This window comes from Pseudomonas sp. MIS38 (assembly GCF_019891575.1).
GTDB classification, from domain to species: Bacteria; Pseudomonadota; Gammaproteobacteria; order Pseudomonadales; family Pseudomonadaceae; genus Aquipseudomonas; species Aquipseudomonas putida_A.
The window spans coordinates 1-7,547 of record NZ_JAFLXF010000046.1; the positions used below are offsets into that span (position 1 = coordinate 1).

5 protein-coding genes, 1 tRNA gene and 1 pseudogene are annotated in these 7,547 nt (G+C 60.4%); 2 read left to right on the plus strand and 5 right to left on the minus strand.

What is annotated here, in order from left to right:
• Positions 1-14: 14 nt before the first annotated feature.
• A tRNA-Glu gene (locus J1G18_RS27660) sits at positions 15-90 on the minus strand.
• Positions 91-474: 384 nt separating this feature from the next.
• Between J1G18_RS27660 and J1G18_RS27665 the strand changes: the two genes are divergently transcribed.
• Entirely contained in the window at positions 475-1,233 is a 759-nt protein-coding gene (locus J1G18_RS27665) for a hypothetical protein (protein ID WP_171061878.1), read from the plus strand.
• Between the two features lie 591 nt (positions 1,234-1,824).
• Here J1G18_RS27665 and J1G18_RS28540 read toward each other — a convergent pair.
• The 4 genes and pseudogenes from J1G18_RS28540 to J1G18_RS27680 form a co-directional block, all read right to left on the minus strand.
• Complete coding sequence (locus J1G18_RS28540; RefSeq protein ID WP_410477722.1) at positions 1,825-2,706, minus strand: methyl-accepting chemotaxis protein; 882 nt, start codon at positions 2,704-2,706, stop codon at positions 1,825-1,827.
• Between the two features lie 27 nt (positions 2,707-2,733).
• Positions 2,734-3,792 (minus strand): annotated as a pseudogene (locus J1G18_RS28545) (HAMP domain-containing protein); the annotation flags it as partial.
• Positions 3,793-3,900: 108 nt separating this feature from the next.
• Complete coding sequence (locus J1G18_RS27675; protein ID WP_223009585.1) at positions 3,901-5,253, minus strand: PLP-dependent aminotransferase family protein; 1,353 nt, start codon at positions 5,251-5,253, stop codon at positions 3,901-3,903.
• 191 nt (positions 5,254-5,444) lie between these two features.
• Positions 5,445-6,206 (minus strand): SDR family oxidoreductase, encoded by a 762-nt coding sequence (locus J1G18_RS27680; RefSeq protein ID WP_223009587.1) that lies wholly within the window; start codon positions 6,204-6,206, stop codon positions 5,445-5,447.
• 239 nt (positions 6,207-6,445) lie between these two features.
• On the opposite strand from J1G18_RS27680, the gene J1G18_RS27685 reads away from it, so the two are divergent.
• A complete protein-coding gene (locus J1G18_RS27685; RefSeq protein WP_223009589.1) occupies positions 6,446-7,450 on the plus strand; it encodes an NADP-dependent oxidoreductase in 1,005 nt (334 codons plus the stop codon).
• Positions 7,451-7,547 lie beyond the last annotated feature (97 nt).

Consider the following 7,547-nt stretch of genomic DNA (forward strand, 5'->3'; position numbering starts at 1 on the left):
AGCTATTCCCGCATTGGCGTCCCCTAGGGGACTCGAACCCCTGTTACCGCCGTGAAAGGGCGGTGTCCTAGGCCACTAGACGAAGGGGACACGCTACAACATTCACTCCCTGCCGCGTTTCGCTGTGTGCTTTACGCTGCAAGTGGCGCGCATTCTATGGATGGTTTGAGAGGTCGTCAACCCCCGAATATAAATTTATTTAAATCAATGACTTCGACCTGCTTTACGGGAGCATTCGGGCTTTTCCGTCGCCCGACGATTGACGCCTATATTCCGCCACACGCCAAGGCGTTATAGTCCGCAACACAATGATGGCAATCTGCGCACCTTGCGCCAGCATTCATATAAGCAGTGTGCAGCCGATATAGACAGAAGCTGCTGAATCAACTCGTCGAGCGGCGCTGGGCGCCTGAATGTCCAGCCACTACACTCGCATGCGAACCCTATAAAGAGGTCTTACCGGTGACACCACTCATGATCACCCTGCTAGTCATAGCCGGGATCGCAATTCTGATCGCCATTGGCTACATGAACCATGTGGTGGAAAACAACAAACTGGAGAAGGCCCGCACCAAAGTCGAACTCAACGACCGCCTGCGCCGCTGCGGCGAACTGACCGAAACCTTCCCCGGCCAGTTCATGACCCCGGCACTCAAGCTGCTGCTGACCCGACTGGAACTGAACGTCTGCCAACGTCTGCTGAACCTGGAAAAAACCAGCGCCACGACCAAGGCACGGATCACCGAACTCAGCGCACTGGTGGCCCAAGGCGAATCGATCCCGGTCAACAACCCGCCGGCACCGATCCTGACCGAAGCCAAAGCCAAGGACGTCCGCTTCCTGCTCGAAGCCCTGCACGGCCAGATCACCCGCGCCGCCCATGACGGCTTCCTGCCACCGAACGAAGCCAAACACTGGATCAAGGAAGTCCGCCACATCCTGGTCCTGCTGCACATCGAATTCTTCAACAACCTCGGCCAACAATCCCTGCAACAAAACCAACCCGGCCAGGCCCGCCTCGCCTTCGAACGCGGCGTGCAATACCTGCGCAAACAGCAAGACCCGCAGATGTACTCGGAACAACTGCAATACCTGGAAAAACTCCTGGCCCGCGCAAATGCCCAGGTCATGGACAAGATTGCCCCGGTTGAAGGCGAAGTGAACCAGTTGACCGAAGGCCTCAAAGAAGTCGAAGCCGATGCGGACTGGAAGAAGAAAGTGATTTACGACTGATGGTCGAGAGTTGAGAGAAGCCACCGGGAGGTGGCTTTTTTGTGGGGGTTGGGCTGACTGCCATTGCGAACATTCAGTTAGAGATTGGTCGGCTGTCAGGCCTCTTCGCGAGCAAGCCCGCTCCCACAGTGGGCATGAGTTTATTCAGTTGGAGACTGGTCGGCTGTCAGGCCGCCATCGCGAGCAGGCTCACTCCTACAGAAGAGCGAGATAGTGCACCGCCTCGCTCTTCACCACTCAAATGGCCGAGTGTCAGCTCGCCGAAAGCTCTTGATCTTGCCGTGCCGGCCCCGTCGGCAGGCTGAGTGGAGGGATTTATCCGGGGGTGGGAGCGCAGCGACCGTTTGGCGAAGCCAGACACATCGAGAGGAGGTGCAGCGAAGCAAACCGGAGGCGATGCGCCCGGATGAATCCTGCAACGAAGGAACCCGAGCCTAAGCGAGGGCCGAACGCTGGGGCCAAGCGTTTTGGTTACTTTTGGGCGTCTGCAAAAGTGACTCGCCGTAAGGGCGAAACCGCCAGCCGCAGCCCCCGAAGCAACGGATATTCACCCAACCCCCCCAGAACCTGGTCGGCCCAGAGGCCGCCAAGTCAAAGCCGAAAATGCCCAACCATCCCCTTGAGCTCCCCTCCCAACCGCGCCAGCTCAACACTCGAAACCGCATTCCCCCGCATCGCCATCGAAGACTGATCCGCACTCGCACGAATACTCGTCACACTGCGATTGATCTCCTCAGCCACCGAACTCTGCTCCTCCGCCGCCGCCGCAATCTGCTGATTCATCTGCTGAATCAACGAAACCGCCGCCGCAATACTGCCCAGCGCACTCTCGGTCTGCAGCGCATCACTGACCGCCAGCTTCACCAAGTCACCACTGCTCTGAATCTGCTGCACCGACGAATGCGCCGCCGAACGCAACGCACTGACCAGCCGCTCGATCTCCTCGGTGGATTGTTGTGTACGCCGCGCCAACGCGCGAACCTCATCAGCCACCACCGCAAAGCCCCTGCCCTGCTCCCCGGCCCGCGCCGCCTCGATCGCGGCGTTGAGCGCCAGCAGATTGGTCTGCTCGGCAACGCTCTTGATCACATCCAGCACCGCACCGATGTTCTGGATCTGCGCACTGAGGCTTTCGATGCTCGAACTGGCTGATGTCGCCGAATCCGCCAGTTGCTCGATCCGCACCATGCTCTGGCGCACCACCTGCTGCCCGCTCTCGACCTTGGCATCCGCCGTTTGTGCGGCCAGCGCGGCCTCCTCGGCATTGCGCGCCACGTCATGCACGGTGGCGGTCATCTGGTTCATGGCCGTGGCCACTTGCTCGGTCTCTTCCTTCTGGCTGTTGACCTCAAGGTTGGTCTGCTCGGTGACCGCCGACAGCGATTGCGCGGAACTGGCCAACTGCTCGATGCCCGCCTGCAAACCGCTGACGATCGTGCTCAGCCCAGTGCCCATCTGCTGCATCGCCAGCATCAGTTGCCCGATCTCATCACGCCGGGTGACCTCCACCCTCGCACTCAAATCCCCGGCCGCAATCTGCTGTGCCACCCGCATCACACTGCGCAACGGCGCGACGATCAAGCGGGTAATGACCCACGCGGCAATCAGCCCGACCAGCAATGCCAGCGCCGAAGAACCGATGATCAACACCGAGTTTTTCTTCAATTCCGCCTGCATCGCGCCATCCTCGGCGCCATACGCCTGATCCACGCGCTCCATCACCTGCGCCGCACGCTGGTGCAACTGTTCGTAGACGGTTTTTTCCTGGGCCAGCAGGCCGGTGTACTCGGCGAGCTTGTCGTTGAATCCGGCGATGTGCCCGGACACCTCATTGAGTACCGTCAGGTAGCCCTCATCCTTGACCGTGGTCTTCAACTGCTCGGCCTGAGCCTGCGCCTGAGCGGCCTGCTCGATGTTGCCCTTGCCGGCGCTGTCGGCATCGCCCTTGCGGCTCTGGTCCAGACGAATCCGTGCCTCGTTCATCGCCTGCAACATCAGCCGCGACACCTGGCTGACCTGGCTGGCCTGTTCGATGAACTGTGCGCCGTCCTTGCCTTCGGTGTCCTTCAAGGTATACGCGCCATCATCGGCCAGACCGGCCTGCAGTACGTCCAGGTTATTGGCCACGCTGGACACCGACCAACTGGCCATTTCCAGCGCCAGATCCTTGGCCTGGGTCAGCGAGACAAACTCATCGAAAGCCTTGCGATAAGCGCCCAGTGCCTGTTCGACATCGCTCATCACCGCCACGTTGGCCGGGGACTGCGCCTTGAGTTGCGCGGCCTGAGCCAGCAAACCGTCTACGCCTTCGTGCAAGGCATCGACGGTTTTCGGGTTGCTGTGCAGCGCATAGTCCTGCTCCAGCAGCCGCACCTTGAGCAGTGCACTGTTGAGCGACGACATCTGCTTCAGCCCATCGAAGCGCTGACTGATGGTCTGCAGGGACCAGACACCAATGGCAGCCACCAGCGCAGTCAACAGCAGCACCAGCACGAACCCGATACCCAGTTTCTTCGCCATACCGAGGTTGGCAAAACGTCCTTGCACGGCGGAAATCATTGCGCGTAGTCCCCTGCCAAAGTCTGTTGCCGAAGATTCGCAACGGCCATGGAGCAGCACAAGTCTCTGGCGTCGGAATAATGGCAAAAAGCTACGCACGCGTCGTTTTCAGAACGCTTGAGGTCGATTCACACCGGTACTGCGAAAAAACTGCCGGGCCCTCGGATCACAGGCATAGGCCACGTTGATCCGCTGCCACTCACTGGGTTCGCCACTCGGACTGAAGGCCCCCGGGTCGCAAAGGCTGACACCATTGCACTGCGCCTGACTGTGCAAGCGGCCAGTATCGCCCAGCGGGGCACGGGCCCAGATGAACAGGCCGCCACACGGCTTACCGAAGACCTCCCAGTCGGCGTCTTCCAGCGCCTGCAACGCGGCGACCCGATCGGTATTCAACCGTTGACGCTGGCGCTGGACCATTTTGCGATAGGCGCCATTGGCCAGAAGACTGGTCAGCACCGCCTCATTGAAACTCGAAGCGCCCATGCTACTGATCATCTTGATTCGCCCCAGCCGCGCTATCAGCGCTGGCTCGGCGTACACAAACCCGACGCGCAGCGAGCTGCTCAGTGTCTTGGAAAAGCTGCCGACATAGATCACTCGCTCATCGAGTGCCGCCAGGCGTGTGCCATTGCCATTGTGCAGGTCGGCGTAGACATCGTCCTCGATCACTCGCACATCGTGAGCGTTGCACAACCGCAGGATCTGTTGGGCAACGCCAAGTGTCAGGCAAGAGCCGGTGGGATTGTGGTGGTGACTGTTGATGAACATCGCGACCGGCCGGAACTGCCGCAACAGTGCTTCCAGCGCCTGGGGATCCGGCCCGCTCGGCGTGCGGCGCACTTCCAGCAACTGCACGCCGTACAGGCGCAACAGCTCGAACAGCGGCGCATAGCCCGGGGTTTCGACGACAACGCAGTCACCGGCCTTCAACAATGTGCGCGCGAGCAGATCAAGCGCCTGGCTCGCACCGGAGGTCGTCAGCACCTGTTCATCCAGAGCCTCGACGCCGATCAGCCTGAGGCGTTTGACGATCTGCTCGCGTAACGCCGGCAGCCCCAGCGGGCTGCTGTAATTGAACAGACTCGCCATGTCGGTACGGGCCACCTGACGGATCGCATAACTCAGGTCGTCGGATTCACGCCAGCTCTGCGGCAAGCCTCCCTCGCCGAGTTTCAACCCGCTGTGTGCCTGCCCGCAGTAAATCCCGATCACCCCACCGCCCTGCGCGGCCACCATGAACCCGGCGCCCTGACGCGGGGCCAGAACGCCTTGCGCCACCAGCCGTTCGCAGGCCTCGGCCACACACGACTGACTCAGCAGATTGGAGCGCGCAATTTGCCTGACGGAGGGCAAGCGCGTGCTCGGCGCCACACCGCTTCGCGAGATCCACTCAGTCATGCCATCAACAATCTGCTGTACGACCGGCACCATTGCCTGTCGGTCAATTCTCAATTCCATGAGCACGCAAACTCCTGTCCATTTTGCTGGCGGCAGTAAATCACAGCCGCGTCGCTCAGGCTGTGCGACAACGCCGTCAAAAGCAGCCGTTCTAACCGTTTGATACACATTGTTTAGCGGTTTAACGGAACTGGCGCCCAGCAAAAAGAAAACCCGCACTGAGGCGGGTTCCAGAGTCTTGCCACTCGGCGTCAGAAAGCCGTGACGCCGCCATCCACGGCCAAGGAATGACCGGTGGTAAACGCCGCGCCATCGCTGCACAGATACAGCACGGCGCTGGCGATTTCCTCGACCTTGCCGATGCGCCCCACTGGGTGCATCGCGTTGGCGAATTCGCCTTTCTTCGGGTCAGCCTCGTAAGCGCGACGGAACATGTCGGTATCGATCACCGCCGGGCACACGGCGTTGACGCGGATTTTCTTCTTCGCGTATTCGATCGCCGCCGACTTGGTCAGACCGATCACCGCGTGTTTCGACGCCGCATAAATGCTCATCTTCGGTGCCGCGCCAAGGCCCGCCACCGACGCGGTGTTGACGATCGCCCCGCCGCCCTGAGCGAGCAACAACGGCAACTGGTACTTCATGCACAACCACACACCTTTGACGTTGACGCCCATGATCGCGTCGAACTCGTCCAGCGAGCCGTCGGCCAGTTTGCCTTGCTCGATTTCGATCCCGGCATTGTTGAAGGCGTAGTCCAGGCGACTGTAGGTATTGATCACCTCGTCCATCAGATTCTTCACTTCGCTTTCGACGGTAACGTTGCAGCGTACGAAGGTCGCTTCGCCGCCGGCTGTACGAATCAGCGCCACGGTGCCTTCGCCCCCTGCCGTGTCCAGGTCGGCCACCACCACTTTCAAACCTTCGGCGGCGAACGCCTGGGCGGTCGCCCGGCCGATACCGTTGGCCGCTCCGGTGACTACGACCACTTGGCCGGAAAACGTCATGCTCATTGTTATGTCCTCGAAGGGAGAGATGCAGGAGGGATTTGCAGACTCGCAGCATAGTCACCGGGGCCCGTCCCGAGTCAGCACTATCAGAAGGCTGTTTATGCCTTCATCCGTCGCAGTGATAAAAGCCTGTGGGCCACTATCACTGCACTGGATCATTGCGCATTCGCCGCATCAGCCAACCTTGCAGCATTGGCCTCGAGGGTCTATCAACAAGGCTTCATTCAGTTCGAGTGCCTGCCATGACCAGTCAGACCAATCGCCAGTTCCTCCTCGCCAAACGCCCGGTGGGGGCTGCGACCCGTGAGACCTTCACCTACCAGGAAGTCCCGGTCGGCGAACCGGGCGCTGGTCAGATACTGGTGAAAAACCAATACCTGTCCCTCGACCCGGCCATGCGCGGCTGGATGAACGAGGGCAAGTCCTATATCCCGCCGGTAGAAATCGGTGAAGTCATGCGCGCCTTGGGCGTGGGCCAGGTCATCGCTTCGAACAACCCGGGCTTTGCCGTCGGCGACTACGTCAACGGCGCCCTCGGCGTGCAGGATTATTTCCTTGGCGAACCCAGAGGTTTCTACAAAGTCGATCCGAAACTGGCGCCGCTGCCGGTGTATCTGTCCGCCCTTGGCATGACCGGCATGACCGCCTACTTCGCCCTGCTCGACGTCGGCACACCGAAAGCCGGTGACACCGTGGTGTTGTCCGGGGCTGCCGGCGCGGTGGGCAGCATTGCCGGGCAGATCGCCAAGATCAAAGGCTGCCGGGTCGTCGGCATCGCCGGTGGTGCCGACAAGTGCAAGTACCTGATCGATGAACTGGGCTTCGACGGCGCCATCGATTACAAGCACGAAGATGTACTGGCCGGACTCAAGCGTGAGTGCCCGAAAGGCGTTGATGTGTATTTCGATAACGTCGGCGGCGAGATCCTCGACGCTGTGCTCAGCCGTCTGGCACCGAAAGCCCGGGTGGTGATCTGCGGCGCCATCAGCCAGTACAACAACAAGGACGCGGTCAAAGGCCCGGCCAACTACCTTTCATTGCTGGTCAACCGTGCGCGCATGGAAGGCTTTGTGGTGATGGACTACGCCGCGCAGTACGCGAGTGCCGCGCAGGAAATGGCCGGCTGGATGGCCAAGGGGCAGCTCAAGAGCAAGGAAGACATCGTCGAAGGTCTGCAGACCTTTCCGGAGACGCTGATGAAATTGTTCAGCGGGGAGAATTTCGGCAAGTTGGTGCTGAAGGTCTGAAACTTAACGCGACAACACACCAAAAGCACTGTGGGAGCGGGCTTGCTCGCGAATGCGGTGGATCAGTCGATATCAATTTCGACTGATCCACCGCATT